Consider the following 14,952-nt stretch of genomic DNA (forward strand, 5'->3'; position numbering starts at 1 on the left):
GAACGCCGTGTGCGGTGAAAGTCGCATGCACGGTGTGGAGGTGGGGAAAAGGTAGCGACGTAGTCAAAGCCTTACCTATACCTATTTAGCAAAACCGATGCAATCTCGATTACGCCACAGTTTGATTTCGTAAGTACAGACGGGAGCAGTCGGCAGCCAGTGGATCTGTATTACCATAGTGGTGATCAGCATTTTATTCGTATTGGATCACCAGAGGATACCGTGCGGCGGTATGTGGTTTTGAACGAACGGCTCCGGAATGTACCCCGGCAGGAACTGCTGGATACCGCGGGTTATTTATATCAGCAGGAGGGGCGGGGCGGAGGTTCGGCGAGTGAATTCACAACCGGGTATATCAACAACACAGCGAAAACCAAAACGTGGATCGGCCGCTACAGCTGGCTGATGCTTCCTTCAAGTTTACGGACCCTGACAGGACCTAAGGTGATACCATCCGGTGTCGATCCGTTGCGCGCGATTGCGTCCACTCAAACGTGGTATGGCGAGTACAGTATCCCGTCCGATGTATATGTCGTACCGCAAGGGACCGATCTGGCAGCGTATGGAGTAGTGAACAGACTGGATGAGAAATCGAGTGTTTTTCTGAAACATGGATTTATTGTGGTGAATTTCAATATCGAAACAATCCAGGATGGCCGTCTGGACAGACCGCACCTTCAATATATTCATGCGCCGCTGATGAATCAGTGGAGGCTGGAAGGTTTTGCAGGGAGCTACCGGGACCCGTATGGTTATAACTTTCTGCTTAAAGACGGAGATACATTGTTTTATCATGCCGATCTGTCGAGCAGAGGGGATTTTACTTCTCAGGTGCCGCATTAAAGATATATGTTTGCTGCTACTGCTATACTATTGTTATGTGAAAAAAGACCAAGTTCCTGCAGTTCTTGCAGCTTGGTCTTTTTTAGGTCATGTTTCATAGCTTAGCCGGATTCAGCGAGGATTCAATTTGACTTGTGAACCTTTGCCGCCGGACTGGATTCCGGTCTCTTTTACCCCGCATTCCTTCAGGTCTGCCAGCAGGCGTTCCAAAACAGATTTTGCCGCGGCAGCCTCCTTGCTGCCCGATGCTTTTACCACCAGCTGAACCGGCTTGCCGGAGCGCAGATGCTTGTCTGCCTGGCGGAGCTTGGTATCATAATCATGATCCTCGATATATGCGGTGAATCTCAGTTCTTTGACTTTTTCTTTGGCAGAACCTTTACTCTTCTTGTCTGCTGCCATACGGCGGGTGCTGTTCTCGGATTTATTTTGCCCCTGAGCGAATGACTTACTTTTTCCCTTGGCTACCAGACGGCAGGGAGGGGGACTGCTCATAAGAGAAGTACAGACCAGGTCTGCTTTATACCAGCGGGCTGTAGCAAGCGCCTCTTCACGGGACACGACACCAAGCGGTTCGCCATTAAGTCCGGTAAGATTCACCTCAGAAGCACGTATTTGTTCATTCATGAATAAAGCCACGGGTTGATTCCTCCTGAATAAAATAGATATAGCTATCATATCGGCAATGGAGATCAGTTTCAATGAACCAGGCAGGCAAACCGCAAGGTTTATGAATAACTTGTCTACCTGTAGTCAACTCGTTAATTTGGTAATTCAGTAAAAGCAGGAACATGGGTAAAGATGGAAGAAGATATACATACAGAAGATGAGTTACCGAGCCTAATAATATAAAAAATGAGGTGAACATTGGTATGTCTTATACACAGCTCCCCTTGCATCACCATCAGATTCCGGCAAGCCCCTTGGTTCTAGGATGTATGCGGTTCGGAGGTGAATGGGACGGCCTGCCTATTACTTCGGATCTTGTGGTGGAAGGCCATCGGGCGGTAGAAGCCGCTCTCGAAATAGGTATCAATCATTTTGATCTGGCGGATATTTATACGCGCGGCAAGGCGGAATATGTACTTGGACAGGTGTTGTCCGAAAATCCGGGTCTTCGCGAACAGATCATTATTCAGTCAAAATGCGGCATTCGGCTCGTGGGCGATGATGAAGGACCGCAGCGTTACGATACTTCAGCTGCTCATATTCTGGCGAGCGTGGATGGAATACTGCATCGTTTAGGTATAGATTATCTGGATATTCTGCTCCTGCACCGTCCTGATCCGCTGTCACATCCACAGGAGATTGGGGATGTGCTGGCGAAGCTTCATCAATCCGGTAAAGTTCGGCATTTCGGGGTGTCCAATATGGGCTCTGAACAGATACGCCTTCTTCAGAAGCACAGCCGTGTGCCTTTGATCGTGAACCAATTGGAGATGAGTCTGGACAAAATCGGGTTCGTTGAAGCTGGTGTCACGGTAAATCGTGTGCAGGCAAAAGATAATGTGTTTCCCTATGGTACCATGGAATATTGTCAGGCCGAGCATATCCAGCTGCAGGCCTGGGGGCCGCTTGCTCAGGGACGGTTTACCGGCAGGGTGGTCGAGGGTCAGCGCCCGGAGATCGAACTTACCGCTGAATTGGTTAATCGGATGGCGAAGGAACGAGGTGTTACACCAGAATCCATCGTACTGGCATGGTTAATGAAGCATCCCGCAGGGATTCAGCCTGTGATTGGTTCCATCCGCCCAGAGCGTATTCTGGCCTGCCGTGATGCTGTAGAGACTGAGCTCACCCGATATGAGTGGTACGAGCTGTACTCGGCTTCATGCGGACGCAGGATGTAAGGTAATTAAAACGACAGTAGATCCACGATGTGTTGAATTCGGAAGATTTGCAGATGGTCCTGGCCGCTGCAAATCTTTTTTTATTTCGCGTCATAACCGCAGTGATGCCGCATACCATTAGGCGAATGCTGCGAAAAGGGAGGACACAACGATGTCGAAGAGCGAAGCAGGCAGTCAAGCCAGGGTACAGACATGGTTATTTCCGATCTCTGTTATGACGATAAGCGGGACCCGCTGGGGGTATATGGATGCACTGGGGAATGTTCGGCTGAAGCCGGTTTGGGAGGATGCCCGTGATTTTCAGCCTAACGGTTTGGCGGTCGTTGTAAAGAGTGGTCATGCCGGTGTTATCAATCTTGAGGGTCAGTATGTCGTGCAGCCTGTGTATGATTCCATCAATCCTTTTTCCGAAGAAAGGGCGATTGTGGTCGATGCTGAAGGATTTAAAATGATGAATGAGCAAGGCGTTATTTTGACAAAAAGAGCTTATCCGTTTATTGCTGACGTGGAGAACGGCCGGGCGGTGTTCAATCAGGCAGCCTCTGATCCGGCTGGTGAATCAGGAACGAAGTACGGTTATTTGGATGCTTCGGGTAATGAAGTCATTTCGGCTCATTTCATATCCGCAAACGATTTTCAACATGGAAAAGCCGTGGTACAGGTCCGGGATCATCAATATGCGTTAATTGATCGGGATGGCCATCAGCTGGCTGTGTATCCTTATGCTTATGTGGGGCCGCTGGGAGACGGCTTGCTGGCTTTTCAAAAAGAGACCTCGGGTACTTACGGTTACATCGACGAACGAGGGAATATCGTCATTCAGCCCGGGTTTACGTCTGCTTTACCTTTTAAAGGAGGGCAGGCGATCGTGAATACAGCTCGGGATTACAAGTCGAGCTATGGTGTGATCAATTCACAGGGAGACTATATCATACAGCCTGCTTATAATGACATTCAGGCACTGGGGGAGCAGCGCTATGCGCTGGGGAAGGCGATTGATCCGGAACAGCCTTTTATTGGCTCTATATACGCAATTGCAGATGCGGAGGGCAGAAGACTTACAGATTTCAAATATCGTGAAGTGAGCACTTATCGCAACGGGCTTGTTTCTGTATCAGACGGGAGACAGACGTATTTACTGAATCTGCGTGGCAGGCCAGCCCCTGGATACCCGCAGGTGGAAGGTTCCGGGACGATGGAAGCTGCTGCACCTGATCTGATTAAGGTCTATGTAGATCGGCGGTTATCTTATGTAAACCGTACTGGCAGGATCATTTGGCGGCAAAATACTATTGTGCCGCTTGCCCCTCCGTATTCTGTACGCGAAGAGAAGTATAAACCGAATCGAGATTACCTAGTGTATTATCCGCAGGTAGAAGGCCTGAGTGATCCATCACAGCAGCGTGCGCTGAATGCCAAGCTGAAGATGCTTTCCCAGGTAAAACCGATCCCTGCCGAGAAACAGCTGGATTATACGTACACAGGAGATTTTGAGATTACGTTCTATCAGAAGCAGCTGCTGCAAATACAGCTCACTGGCTACAATTATCCGGCGGGTGCTGCGCATGGGATGCCTTCGATAGTGTATGCGATCATTCACCTGAGTGATGGACAGCTGTATGAGTTGAAGGATTTATTTAAGCCCAATAGTAACTATGTGCAGGTATTAAGTGGGATTGTGGGTGATCAGATTAAGAATGATCCACAGTACGCATATGTATTTCCGGATACGTATAAAGGCATCAGCCCGGATCAGCCGTTTTTTGTCTCAGAGGACGCTCTTCATCTCTACTTCAATCCTTATGATATCGGTCCATATGCAGCAGGTTTCCCGACGTTTACGATTCCGTTTGCCCAGATTAAAGATATTATTGATATGGAAGGTTCATTTTGGCGGGCATTTCATGCTTGAGGCACAGCATTCGTAGTTCAGCGGTACCAATGCCCGATCCGATCAATCTCCGCCCAGGATTTCCTGCGGAATACCTGCTCTCAGATAAAACTCGCTTATACTTTCGTCAGGGAGCATGGTTAGATCTGAAGTGAGCAGGGCGACAGCAAAACGGTTCGCCTGACGCTCCAGCTTTCCGGGCGCGAAATAAGAATGCTCCTCCATAAAAAAGCGGCTGATTCCCTTGTGCAGACGGTCGTGTCCCAGCTCATGGGCACAGATAAAACGCTGCCATTCGGCGGGCAGCTGAGAGTGGATGACGATAAAACGCCGCCGCAGCTTGCGAAAATACAGACCCTTGGTGGCCTTCCCCAAATCGGCATAACGGATATGGATGCCCAGTAGGGAGGCCAGCGCGAACGGGCAGTTCGTATGATGTTTTTTGATGAGCCTGCTGATTATCGATTGTACCAAATCATCCATAACGTTCACCTGCACTTCTACGATTTATCTTTGCCCCGTTTGTTCATCTGTTTGGCTTCCCAAAACAGCCCGGTCAGCACATCCTTAATCCGCTGCTTGTCCTCCTGATCCAGAGGAATCCCGTCAAACATCAGCTCACCGTCATCTTCCAGCATTTTTTTGAAATCTCTCTTATCCTTATAGGTAGCCCAGTCGGGTGTGTCATGATTTGATGCACCCTGGCCGTATACAGGGTCGTGCTCTCCATCCGTCCAGTATCCGGCCCGGGTCATCAGCTCCTCATAAGAGCTGCCCAGCGCATCGGCGATTTTACGGATGGTCGGTGGCTTGGGAATTCCCCGCAGTCCATTTTCAATCCTTGATATTTGTGAGCCGCTGATTCCGGCAGCCTGGGCCAGCTGATTCATGCTGATCCCGCGGTCCTCCCGGAGTTTTTTTAAATATAAGCCAAAGGCTTGCTCCACATCCGCCACTCCTAACATTCCGAGATTCATGCTGCATCATCCTGCTGCTTCATCTTGCTTCTTTACTATAGTATAAACACAATATTTTTTGTTGCCAACTGGTAAGATAAAACTAGATATATTACCAAAAGGCAAGGAAATGAGAGACAGGGAAGTATTCTACAGCATATTTGATGATATTAAGCCTTTTACTTAATTGACAAAAAAGTGGTATATTCAATCTAATAAAGAACATTTGTTCTTATATCTAATAAACGGATGTACTATGCCATTTGGCAAAGATACAAAAGGAGGAGTTCACGGCTTCATCTGTCTTATAAAATTTAAAGGAGGGGTTGTTATGATAGAGTTCATGGAGACAGCTTATATTTGGATTGAAGCAGCTGCGCAGCGTTCAGCAGAATATTTATGGGGTGGATGGTCATTACAATTGAATCTGCTCCTGTGGATGATTATTGTCAGCGGACTGATGGGGTGTGGGGCAGAATGGATGGAGCGTAATCTCAAATCACGGACGATGTACATTTTGTTAGCTCGAAAGGCAACGGTTTTTGTTATGATTGCAATCTCTCATTTAATGGACAAGACATGGGGCGAGATGAGTTACTTCCAGAATACTGTTGTTTTTTTCTACCTGGCGAATGAACTTCTTACGATTATTGATCATGCTGGACGAATCGGGGTACCTGTACCTCACGCGCTTAAGAATGCAGTAAAGCTGTTTCATAGCAAATCTCGGGATGAATAATCCCCCAATAAAAAATACCTGACATCCTTTTTCTTTAAAGCGCGGAATGACATATAATCATAGATAAACCACAGCGTACATGAAAAACGCATGATACCTCCCCTTTAAGGAGAGATATGATAACACATAGACACTGGATAAACAGGAGTGGAGCAGGATGCAGAAACATACTAAAGCATTGAGAGAACACCGCCAGTACCCCGAAAAAACAAAAGATGACGCGACCCGGGCTGCTTACGAGCGGGATTATTCCCGCCTCATTCACTCTCCGACGTTCCGGCGCCTGCAGGGAAAATCCCAGGTTTTTGGCGCAGGGACGGGGGATTATTACCGAACCCGCTTGACCCATTCGCTGGAGGTGGCCCAGATTGCGAGGGAGGCGGCGCGCAGTCTGGCACGGACCTATCCCGAAGTGCTGCCGCAGGCCGCAGAGAATGCCGGGCTGATCATTGATCCGGAGGTGGTGGAGTGTGCGGCGATCGCGCATGATTTTGGACATCCGCCGTTCGGACATAAGGGTGAGGAAGTGCTGCAGGACATTCTGAACAAGCTGATTGACCGGAAGACGGAACAGGATCTGCTGAAGCGCCCGGGCATCCCTTCCCCGGAAGAAGCACTGCAGACCAAGCTGGACATGCAGATGAAATATGAACATTTTGAAGGGAACGCCCATAATTTCCGCCTGATGATGTTTCTGGAGAAACGAGAAGACGTCAATGGTCTCAATCTCTCTGATGCGGTGCTGCTGGGTGTTAACAAGTATCCGTTCCCGGGTCTCGAGAAGCCCAAGGGCTTGTATCGCCATGAGTGGGAATATATCTCGCACATCCGCCAGCAGTGGGGCATCCCGGGGAAGAAAAGAACGCTGGAAGCCCAGCTGATGGACCTGTGCGATGACATCGCCTATTCCGCGCACGATCTGGAGGATGGCATCAAGGCCGGTAAAATCGAGGTGCATGAGCACTTTTTGCGGGATGGTCACCTGAACCGGCTTATCGTGGAGAAAATTACGACGCTGGAGGATGACTTCTGGAGTAACTGGACCCCGGAGCAGATCGAGCCGAAGGTTACGCAAGTGCTGGATGCATTCCTGCGCGTGTGGAACGAAAAAATGCCGCTCTGCGAGAATGACTACTCCCGTACCCGCCGCGAGGTCAAGGCATACTGGGTCAGCCTGTTTGTGAGCAGTCTCGGTGTTATTTCAGACGGAGATTGGAAGAAGGTTACATTTGTAAAAGACGGCATGGAAGACGAAGATATGCTGCGCACCGTCAGTGTGCTCAAAAGCTTCGCCTGGGTTACCATGATCCGCGACCTTCGCGTCCAGCGGCTGCAAAAGCGCAGCGAATGGATTCTCCGCCGGTTGTGGGGGGCCTTTGTAGATCCCGATTCGTCGAAAGCGATTATTCCGTCTGACTGGCTGCAGCGCTATGAAGACGATCAGAAGCGAACGCATCCTATCTGGACCTGGGAGCATATGGTGATTGATTACATTGCAGGAATGACGGACGCTTTTGCCGAGAAAATTTATAATGAGCTGTATGGACTCAAGGTAGGGTCGATTTACGATCTGGACTAGGGCGTAGATATGCCTGAGCTGATAGCGGTAAGGAGGAATACGCTTGAAAAAAATTACGTTAGGCGTGCTGGACCTCGTTCCGCGCATGGAAGACATTTCGTTTGAAGAAGCACTGCAGCAGGGAGTCAGGCTCGCGCAAACGGCAGAGCAGTGGGGCTACCACCGCTACTGGGCAGCCGAGCATCACGATATGGATGGACTGTCCTGCGCATCGCCGGAAGTGCTGCTGAGCCATATCGGAGCTGTGACGACGCGGATCCGGCTTGGTTCGGGTGCCGTGCTGCTGCCGCACTACAGTTCGCTGAAGGTGGCAGAGCATTACCGCATGCTGGCCGCGCTGTATCCGGGACGCATTGATCTGGGCATCGGCCGGGCTCCCGGCGGATCCGCTCATACGTCGATGGCGTTGAGCGGGAATTTTCTCGCCCATGTGGCGGATATGCCGGACCGGGTAAAAGCACTGCGTGCACTGCTGCAGGACAGCTATACATATGAGGATGTTCCGGTGACGGCGAAGCCCGTTCCACAGGTACAGCCTGCGCTCTGGATGCTGGGCACCCATGTGAAGAGTGCAGATCTAGCTGCTGAACACGGAACAGGTTATGTATTCGGGCAGTTCATGAGCGATAAAGACGGCAAGGAAGTGCTCGCAGCATACAGGGAAAACTTCCGCCCATCAGGTTTACAGGAAGAGCCGTCAGCCATAGTCGCCGTCGGAGTCATCTGTGCAGAAACACAAGGAAAAGCGGACGAACTGGCACAGAGCTCACGCCTGCCCGGTCCCCCGTCTGAAACCGAAGAAAACGGCCGCCGGTTGGTGGCAGGAACCCCGGACTATGTATATTCCAGACTTCTATTGATGGCAGATTATTATAACTGCAGTGAGTTTGTCATATATACCCCGCCGCTGGGCAGTTATGAGGAACGTTTGGCGTCTTACCGGCTGCTCGCAGAGGAAGCAGGCAAGTTATGAGGTATGTGTATACCTTTGCCTGTCATGAATCAGAGCAGGACTTGTGCCGTATGGAGCTCGGGGAACTGCTGGGACAAGCACCGGAAGGGCAAAGGGGCTTGATTCCGAGCGACAAGCTGGTGGACCCGAACCGAAGTCCGTTTCTTACAGGTAGGCTGGATGTCGTCATAACAGGAAGTACAGCGGCGGAAGTTGCTGTTTTGGCTGAAGGGATCGGGCTGTCTGAACAACATGAGCAGGGTTCCATACAGACCTTCAAAGTGCAGTATCTTAAAGAAGGAGATCCTTTCAGCTATGAGGAGCAGCGCCGTTTGGAACGATGGGTAGGAGGAAGCATCCAAGGAAAAGCCCGGATGAAATCACCGGATATTGTTCTGGGACTCACGGCAACGCAAGGAAATTGGATGCTGGGCATGATGCATACACCGAGACGGGAATGGCTCGCGCATAAACAAAAGCCGCAAAATTATTCGACAGGACTCAGTTCGCGGGCTGCGCGGGCGCTCGTTAATATCGCGGCACCCCGCCTGGAAGGCATCTCGCTGCTGGATCCGTGCTGCGGGATGGGCAATGTGCTGATTGAAGCCTTGTCTATGGGGCTAACTGCAGAAGGGTGTGATATCAACCCGCTGGCGGTCCGCGGTGCCCGGGTCAATCTGCGACACTATGGATATTCGGATGATTGCGTCCGGATCGCAGATATGAATACGTACACCAGCGAGTACGATACCGCGGTACTGGACCTGCCGTATAATGTCTGTTCCGTGTTCCCGGAAGAGGAGAAGAGTCAAACGCTGGCAAGCCTTCGCAGGCTCTCCCGCCGTGCCGTTATTGTCAGCACGGAGCCGCTTGGCGAGCTGCTGCAGGAGACAGGCTGGCGTGTCCTTGGTCACATTACGACACGCAAAAGCACCTTCATTCGGGAAATATGGCTGTGTGAGTGAACGATAAGGCCGATCCAACATTTGGATCGGCCTTAAGTATGTTTAATATAGGTAGACTTCTATAAATAGTAAATTCACAAAAAAAGTGGCAGCAGCACTTAATAAGAACGCTCGTAATCGATCACATTGCGCGGGAGCGGGCTGCCCTCCACGAACGCTTTTAGATTCTCCACAAAGATATCCATCACGCGCTCATTATAGTGCTCCGTATCGCCCGCAGTATGTGGTGTGAGCATAACTTGCTCCATGTTCCACAAGGGGTGATCTGCAGGCAGCGGCTCTTCTTCAAATACATCCAGACCTGCTCCGGCCAGATGTCCGGACTTCAACGCGTCGACCAGGGCGGTTGTATCGACACTTGGACCACGGCCGACATTAATGAAGAAAGCTCCTTCTTTGATCGCAGCAAAGCGGTCGGCATTGAACAGACCCTTGGTTTCTTCAGTCAGCGGCAGAATGTTGATCACGAAGTCACCCTGACCAAGCGCTTGATCCAGTTCTTCTGTCGTATACATGACATCAATATGAGGGTCGTCTTTGCCAGATCTGCGGACACCGACGGTTTTCATGCCGAAGGCTTGAGCGATCCGGGCGGCGGCGCTGCCGATCTGACCTACACCAATGATCACAGCCGTCTTGCCGGAAAGCTCATGAAATATTCCGCTTTTATCCCACTCGTTCCGGCTCTGATGGCGCACCGCCTGATGTAGATTCCTTGCGTAAGCAAGCATAAAGGCGAAAATGTGCTCCGAGATCGGTATGCTGTGAACCCCGCTTGCATTGGTTAACTGGATATTCCGTGCATCCAGCTCCTGAAGCGGCATCCGGTCCACACCCGCAGACCAAACCTGAATCCAGCGCACCTGACTGTTCTCCGCCAGCGCTTCCTCCGCGGCAGCACCACTCCATCCCATAAGGATATCGGCGCCTGACACGGTACCTGATGGCAGCTCCTTATATTTACCAGAAATGACTTCATATTCAGGAGCCGCATCCTCAATTCGATGGATTTGTTCCTGGGAAAGTTCGTGTAATGCAACAATTTTTGGCACGATACAGACCTCCTTTTATTGGCGAATAAAAAAAAGTACTCACTTGTAAAGACATCTTAACAAAATTAAACCTGCCATGCATTCAGTAAACCATTTCTGCCTCAAGAGAGTATTGAAAAAGGGGAACAGGTGCGCGTAAAAAATACTTGATACATAAGCTTTTATAGCGCTTTCACTCTCACAGGCCACCCACTCAATCGATGCTTCCTTGCCGTGTCATCCGCATTCCCCCTTAGAGACAGGCAATGAGCTGTGAAACGCCGACAGATGTATACCAGGAAACCCTGGATGGTATTTTTTTGCATTCACTTTTTTTGAATTTATGGTATCATGTTAAACTTAACGCGGGTTTGTACACAATATGAGGGTGTTATCCAAACGAAAACAGGAAGAAGGTTATATCATGAATGCAGCCGCCGAGCGTTCGGTTTTGCGTTTATTTGTAGCGGTACCTCTCCCTCAAGAGGCCGCTGAAGCCATATTCCGGTGGACAGAAGAGCTGAGCCAGCACATGTCCTTCCGCAAATGGGTACATCCGCAGGATTATCATATTACACTTCAGTTCCTCGGGGACACAGACACGGAAAATACGGCAGCCGTGGTGTCTCACCTTCGTCAGGCTGCTGAAGGCCAGAAGTCATTCACCTTATCATTACGGGGAGCCGGTGTGTTCGGTCAGCCGACCTCGCCGCGGGTGCTATGGACGGGGATTGACGGAGAGGTTCAGGAACTGTATTCTTTGCAGCAGCGTGTAACGGATGCGATGGCACCGCTCGGCTTTAAGCCAGAAGAGCGTCCATATCGTCCGCATATTACGACTGCAAGAAAATTTATAGACGGCCGCATTTCATCGCCATTGCTGGAGCAAGGACCAGACAGCGTCAGCTGGACGGCCGGCTCTATGGTCCTGTTTCGGACCGTGATGCATGCAAGCCCTATGTACGAAATTCAGGAGCAAGTACCTTTTGGAAGCTAAATTATTTTGTCATTTGAGAACAGTCATGTTTTCAACTCCTGAGATTTTGGTTACATAGAGAAGGAATGTGCCGACGTATAGGAGGAAAAACATGGGAATTTCAGTCTTTCGGCAAAATCGCTGGATCGCTCTTTTAGTTGGAGCGCTTTTAGTGAGCTTGTCTTTAATAAGTCTGCTGGGAATGCAGACGATTACCGAAAAAGGAGGGAAGAAAGAATCTGCTGAAGCACGACAGGCTGCATCTTCTTCCACCGTCCCTGTCACTCATGGGGACATCAATGTTCAGAGCAAGAATAAGATAGATATAAAATCCAATATAGAGAAAAAGGAAGGAAACCCTGTGCAATTGCCGGGATTGTTTGCAGCTAATGAGCTTCAGGGCTGGAAACCCGAACCGGATACCCTATTGTCCTTACCGGAAATTGAGCGTCAGGAAGAGAATGTACCTTCCAAGAAACAGGAAAAATCAACTCCTGAGAAGAAAAGTACACCTTCCAAAAAAGACGACGACAACCGGATTTCTAAAAGCAGCTCCAATGATGCAGCATCCTCAACGACTGCAAAACAGGTGAAGCCGAAGAAAAAAGAGGGGACGACTGCCGTACAACCAAAGGCCAAGAGCCTACAACCCCCCACCAAGTTATTCTTCACAAGAACAAAGACGTTAACTCAGGATCAGAAAGAGAATGCAACCTGGGATTATGCTTTGTCGGCTGAAGAGCTGCTTCTGCTCCAGAAGATTGTTATGGCAGAGGCGGAAGGCGAACCGTACGAAGGCAAAGTGGCAGTTGCCAATGTTGTCTTAAACCGGCTGCGGTCAGCTAATTTTCCCGATACAATTAGAAATGTCATTTACCAAAAATACCAGTTCAGTCCTGTCGCGAACGGGCGGATGGACCGTGTCAAACCAAGCAAGGAAACCATTAAAGCTGTAACAGCTGCGCTGCATGGGCATAAAGCAGTCAGTGATGACACTTATTTCTTCCTGTCTTTAACGCTGGCTCAAGACTTGACGGTGCATCATTCAAGGACCTTTAGCAAGAAGATCGGCAACCATTCTTTTTACAAATAACCTTAGTTGGGTAATGTAAAACAAGGAGGTGCTTTAAGCCGTGAAAATAACCTATTATGGCCATTCCTGCACGCTCGTAGAGCATGATGGAATCTCTGTGATTATTGATCCTTTTTTAAGCGGTAATCCGCATACAAACGTGGATCCAAGCGACATTAAAGTGAATGCTGTGATTCTGACCCATGGTCATGACGACCATTTCGGGGATACGATTCAGATTGCGAAGCAAAATGATTGTCCTGTCATTGCGGTCTATGAGCTTGCCGTATTCTGCGGTAAAAAAGGCGTAAAGGCTGATGGACTCAACATTGGCGGCGGCCGGAAATATGACGGGTTCGAGGTGAAATACACCCAAGCCTTTCATTCATCCTCGGTTTCTGACGGGGATTCCTGGGTGTATGCAGGCCAGCCGGGCGGCGTGCTGCTGACCATGGGAGGGAAAACCTTCTATCATGCCGGAGATACGGCACTCTTCGGAGATATGCGCCTGATTGGGGAGATGAATTCAATCGCCTGTGCAGCACTGCCGATTGGCGGCGCACTGACAATGGGGCCGGAGGACGCGCTGCTGGCGGCACAGTGGCTTCGCACATCACGTGTGATCCCTCTGCATTATAATACCTTCCCGGGCATTGAGCAGGACCCTGAAGCTTTCTGTGACCGTTTGAAGCAGACCGGTGTCGATGGATGTCCGCTTACCCCTGGCGAAAGCCTGGAATTATAAAATGTTTTTAAGCTGACTGCGCATGAGCGCGTCAGCTTTTTTTTGTTCTCCAAAGCGAGGGGAGGAACGTTTCGTTTCGTACGGGGAGCGTCTCACAACAATAAAAAAGGCCATCCCATAAGATACTAGATCTTTTGGGACAGCCCCTTCACTATTAAGAATCTGCCAGCAGCTGAATCGCCTGAGGGTAAACAACCGGCTCGTGATTCAGCATGCCCAGCACCTGATCGGCACAATGATCCGGCTTAAGATGAGCGGAAATGCCTCTCATCATATCACGCCGGTACGCTTCAACAGTATCATATCGTTCTGCTAACAGATCCAGCCATTTATCCAGTAAGGAAGGCTCCAGTACCTCGCCCAATCCTTCACTGACAAAGAAATGGCAGTTCTCTTCCTCTTGTCCGGGAATCGGCTCGTAGAAGAGCATTGGAATGCCTTTGGCAGCACCTTCGGTACAAGTCATGCCGCCCGGCTTGGTGATGAGAAGATCCGAAGCGCCCATCAGCTTGTGGATGTCTTTCCGATATCCGAAAATATGAATATGCGGATGGCGGAACAGCGGATTATCCTTCATATCCGCGACAAGCTTCTCATTTTGCCCCATGCAAAATACCAGTTGGATTTCATCGGCTCTGGATGCGAGTCTGCCCAGCAGGTCTTTGTTGAATACGAGACCCCAGCCGCCGCCCATAATAAGGATGGTGGGCATATTTTTCAGCTGGAGCTCTGATCGCAGTAAATCCTGGTTCTCTTGATCCCAGAACTTCGGATGAACAGGAATGCCGGTTACATGTATGTACTCGGGCGAGATATCTCTGCGCATGAGCAGCTTCTTCACCTGAGCAGTGGATACCAGGTATTCATCGACCTCCGGATTCACCCAGGTTCCATGTGCGTCATAATCGGTAATCAGCGTAAACAGCGGCACATTCAAGCCCTGACGTTTGAGACGGGATACAACAGCGTTTGGAAATGGATGAGTGCAGATGATCAAATCCGGTTTAAGCTGCTGAATGACTTGTGCTGCCTGGGCATAAAAAATCCGGTGCAGAGCCAGACGTGTTAGTTTGTTTAAGGATCTTTTATATTGGGAACGGTACAGCATGCCCACAAGTCTCGGCCGGACACTGACGGTCTTGCGATAGGCCGACAGGATCAGCGGACCGACGGTCGGATTCAGAAAATTGCCGAGTTCGATGACACGGCACTGAATGTGCGGATTTTTCCGCTTCAGCCCTTCAGAGAGAGCATACGCCGCCTGGGTATGTCCTGTGCCGAATCCCTCCGAGAAAAGGAGCACTCTTGTTTTTCGCATGATTTCACCTACTTCTTTCTCCCTCTATCTTACAA

The 14,952-nt window shown here is 49.9% G+C and carries 15 protein-coding genes; 10 read left to right on the plus strand and 5 right to left on the minus strand.

Annotated elements, in window-relative coordinates; all coding sequences use genetic code 11:
• The first annotated feature begins 159 nt into the window (after nt 1-159).
• Nucleotides 160-843 (plus strand): hypothetical protein, encoded by a 684-nt coding sequence (locus HII30_RS07825; RefSeq protein ID WP_169504455.1) that lies wholly within the window; start codon nt 160-162, stop codon nt 841-843.
• Between the two features lie 111 nt (nt 844-954).
• On the opposite strand, the gene infC is transcribed toward HII30_RS07825, so the two are convergent.
• Nucleotides 955-1,482 (minus strand): translation initiation factor IF-3, encoded by a 528-nt coding sequence (gene infC, locus HII30_RS07830; RefSeq protein ID WP_169504456.1) that lies wholly within the window; start codon nt 1,480-1,482, stop codon nt 955-957.
• Between the two features lie 233 nt (nt 1,483-1,715).
• Between infC and HII30_RS07835 the strand changes: the two genes are divergently transcribed.
• The gene (locus HII30_RS07835) at nt 1,716-2,693 is read left to right on the plus strand and encodes an aldo/keto reductase (protein ID WP_169504457.1); all 978 of its coding nucleotides are present in this window, start codon (nt 1,716-1,718) and stop codon (nt 2,691-2,693) included.
• A 151-nt stretch (nt 2,694-2,844) separates the two neighbouring features.
• Nucleotides 2,845-4,605 (plus strand): WG repeat-containing protein, encoded by a 1,761-nt coding sequence (locus HII30_RS07840; protein WP_169504458.1) that lies wholly within the window; start codon nt 2,845-2,847, stop codon nt 4,603-4,605.
• 42 nt (nt 4,606-4,647) lie between these two features.
• On the opposite strand, the gene HII30_RS07845 is transcribed toward HII30_RS07840, so the two are convergent.
• Complete coding sequence (locus HII30_RS07845) at nt 4,648-5,067, minus strand: ImmA/IrrE family metallo-endopeptidase (RefSeq protein ID WP_169504587.1); 420 nt, start codon at nt 5,065-5,067, stop codon at nt 4,648-4,650.
• A gap of 17 nt (nt 5,068-5,084) precedes the next feature.
• On the minus strand, nt 5,085-5,531 hold the full coding sequence (locus HII30_RS07850; RefSeq protein WP_169504588.1) for a helix-turn-helix domain-containing protein: 447 nt from the start codon (nt 5,529-5,531) through the stop codon (nt 5,085-5,087).
• A 340-nt stretch (nt 5,532-5,871) separates the two neighbouring features.
• Here HII30_RS07850 and HII30_RS07855 point away from each other — a divergent pair, with 340 nt between their 5' ends.
• From HII30_RS07855 to HII30_RS07870, 4 genes are all read left to right on the plus strand, one after another.
• Entirely contained in the window at nt 5,872-6,279 is a 408-nt protein-coding gene (locus HII30_RS07855) for a phage holin family protein (protein ID WP_169504459.1), read from the plus strand.
• 157 nt (nt 6,280-6,436) lie between these two features.
• Entirely contained in the window at nt 6,437-7,858 is a 1,422-nt protein-coding gene (locus tag HII30_RS07860; protein ID WP_169504460.1) for a deoxyguanosinetriphosphate triphosphohydrolase family protein, read from the plus strand.
• Nucleotides 7,859-7,895: 37 nt separating this feature from the next.
• Nucleotides 7,896-8,831, plus strand: coding sequence for an MsnO8 family LLM class oxidoreductase (locus HII30_RS07865; RefSeq protein ID WP_425495981.1), 936 nt, complete (start codon nt 7,896-7,898; stop codon nt 8,829-8,831).
• On the plus strand, nt 8,828-9,775 hold the full coding sequence (locus HII30_RS07870) for a TRM11 family SAM-dependent methyltransferase (protein ID WP_169504461.1): 948 nt from the start codon (nt 8,828-8,830) through the stop codon (nt 9,773-9,775). The genes HII30_RS07865 and HII30_RS07870 overlap by 4 nt, the downstream gene beginning before the upstream one ends.
• 98 nt (nt 9,776-9,873) lie before the next feature.
• Here HII30_RS07870 and HII30_RS07875 read toward each other — a convergent pair whose 3' ends face one another.
• Nucleotides 9,874-10,827, minus strand: a complete 954-nt coding sequence (locus tag HII30_RS07875; RefSeq protein WP_169504462.1) for an NAD(P)-dependent oxidoreductase — start codon at nt 10,825-10,827, stop codon at nt 9,874-9,876.
• A 403-nt stretch (nt 10,828-11,230) separates the two neighbouring features.
• On the opposite strand from HII30_RS07875, the gene thpR reads away from it, so the two are divergent.
• From thpR to HII30_RS07890, 3 genes are all read left to right on the plus strand, one after another.
• Complete coding sequence (gene thpR, locus HII30_RS07880; RefSeq protein ID WP_169504463.1) at nt 11,231-11,803, plus strand: RNA 2',3'-cyclic phosphodiesterase; 573 nt, start codon at nt 11,231-11,233, stop codon at nt 11,801-11,803.
• 91 nt (nt 11,804-11,894) lie between these two features.
• Nucleotides 11,895-12,875 (plus strand): cell wall hydrolase, encoded by a 981-nt coding sequence (locus tag HII30_RS07885; RefSeq protein WP_169504464.1) that lies wholly within the window; start codon nt 11,895-11,897, stop codon nt 12,873-12,875.
• Nucleotides 12,876-12,915: 40 nt separating this feature from the next.
• Nucleotides 12,916-13,599, plus strand: coding sequence for a metal-dependent hydrolase (locus HII30_RS07890; RefSeq protein WP_169504465.1), 684 nt, complete (start codon nt 12,916-12,918; stop codon nt 13,597-13,599).
• 154 nt (nt 13,600-13,753) lie between these two features.
• On the opposite strand, the gene HII30_RS07895 is transcribed toward HII30_RS07890, so the two are convergent.
• Nucleotides 13,754-14,917 (minus strand): MGDG synthase family glycosyltransferase, encoded by a 1,164-nt coding sequence (locus HII30_RS07895; RefSeq protein WP_169504466.1) that lies wholly within the window; start codon nt 14,915-14,917, stop codon nt 13,754-13,756.
• Between the last annotated feature and the right edge of the window lie 35 nt (nt 14,918-14,952).

The organism is Paenibacillus lemnae (genome assembly GCF_012933385.1).
In the GTDB taxonomy this organism is placed as follows: Bacteria; Bacillota; Bacilli; order Paenibacillales; family Paenibacillaceae; genus Paenibacillus_AQ; species Paenibacillus_AQ lemnae.

Excerpts from the sequence above, each read along its gene's own strand:
- HII30_RS07835 (WP_169504457.1), top strand. The coding sequence starts at position 1,716 with ATGTCTTATACACAGCTCCCCTTGCATCACCATCAGATTCCGGCAAGC.
- HII30_RS07840 (WP_169504458.1), top strand. The coding sequence starts at position 2,845 with ATGTCGAAGAGCGAAGCAGGCAGTCAAGCCAGGGTACAGACATGGTTA.
- HII30_RS07845 (WP_169504587.1), bottom strand. The coding sequence starts at position 5,067 with ATGGATGATTTGGTACAATCGATAATCAGCAGGCTCATCAAAAAACAT.
- HII30_RS07855 (WP_169504459.1), top strand. The coding sequence starts at position 5,872 with ATGATAGAGTTCATGGAGACAGCTTATATTTGGATTGAAGCAGCTGCG.
- HII30_RS07860 (WP_169504460.1), top strand. The coding sequence starts at position 6,437 with ATGCAGAAACATACTAAAGCATTGAGAGAACACCGCCAGTACCCCGAA.
- HII30_RS07870 (WP_169504461.1), top strand. The coding sequence starts at position 8,828 with ATGAGGTATGTGTATACCTTTGCCTGTCATGAATCAGAGCAGGACTTG.
- thpR (WP_169504463.1), top strand. The coding sequence starts at position 11,231 with ATGAATGCAGCCGCCGAGCGTTCGGTTTTGCGTTTATTTGTAGCGGTA.
- HII30_RS07885 (WP_169504464.1), top strand. The coding sequence starts at position 11,895 with ATGGGAATTTCAGTCTTTCGGCAAAATCGCTGGATCGCTCTTTTAGTT.
- HII30_RS07895 (WP_169504466.1), bottom strand. The coding sequence starts at position 14,917 with ATGCGAAAAACAAGAGTGCTCCTTTTCTCGGAGGGATTCGGCACAGGA.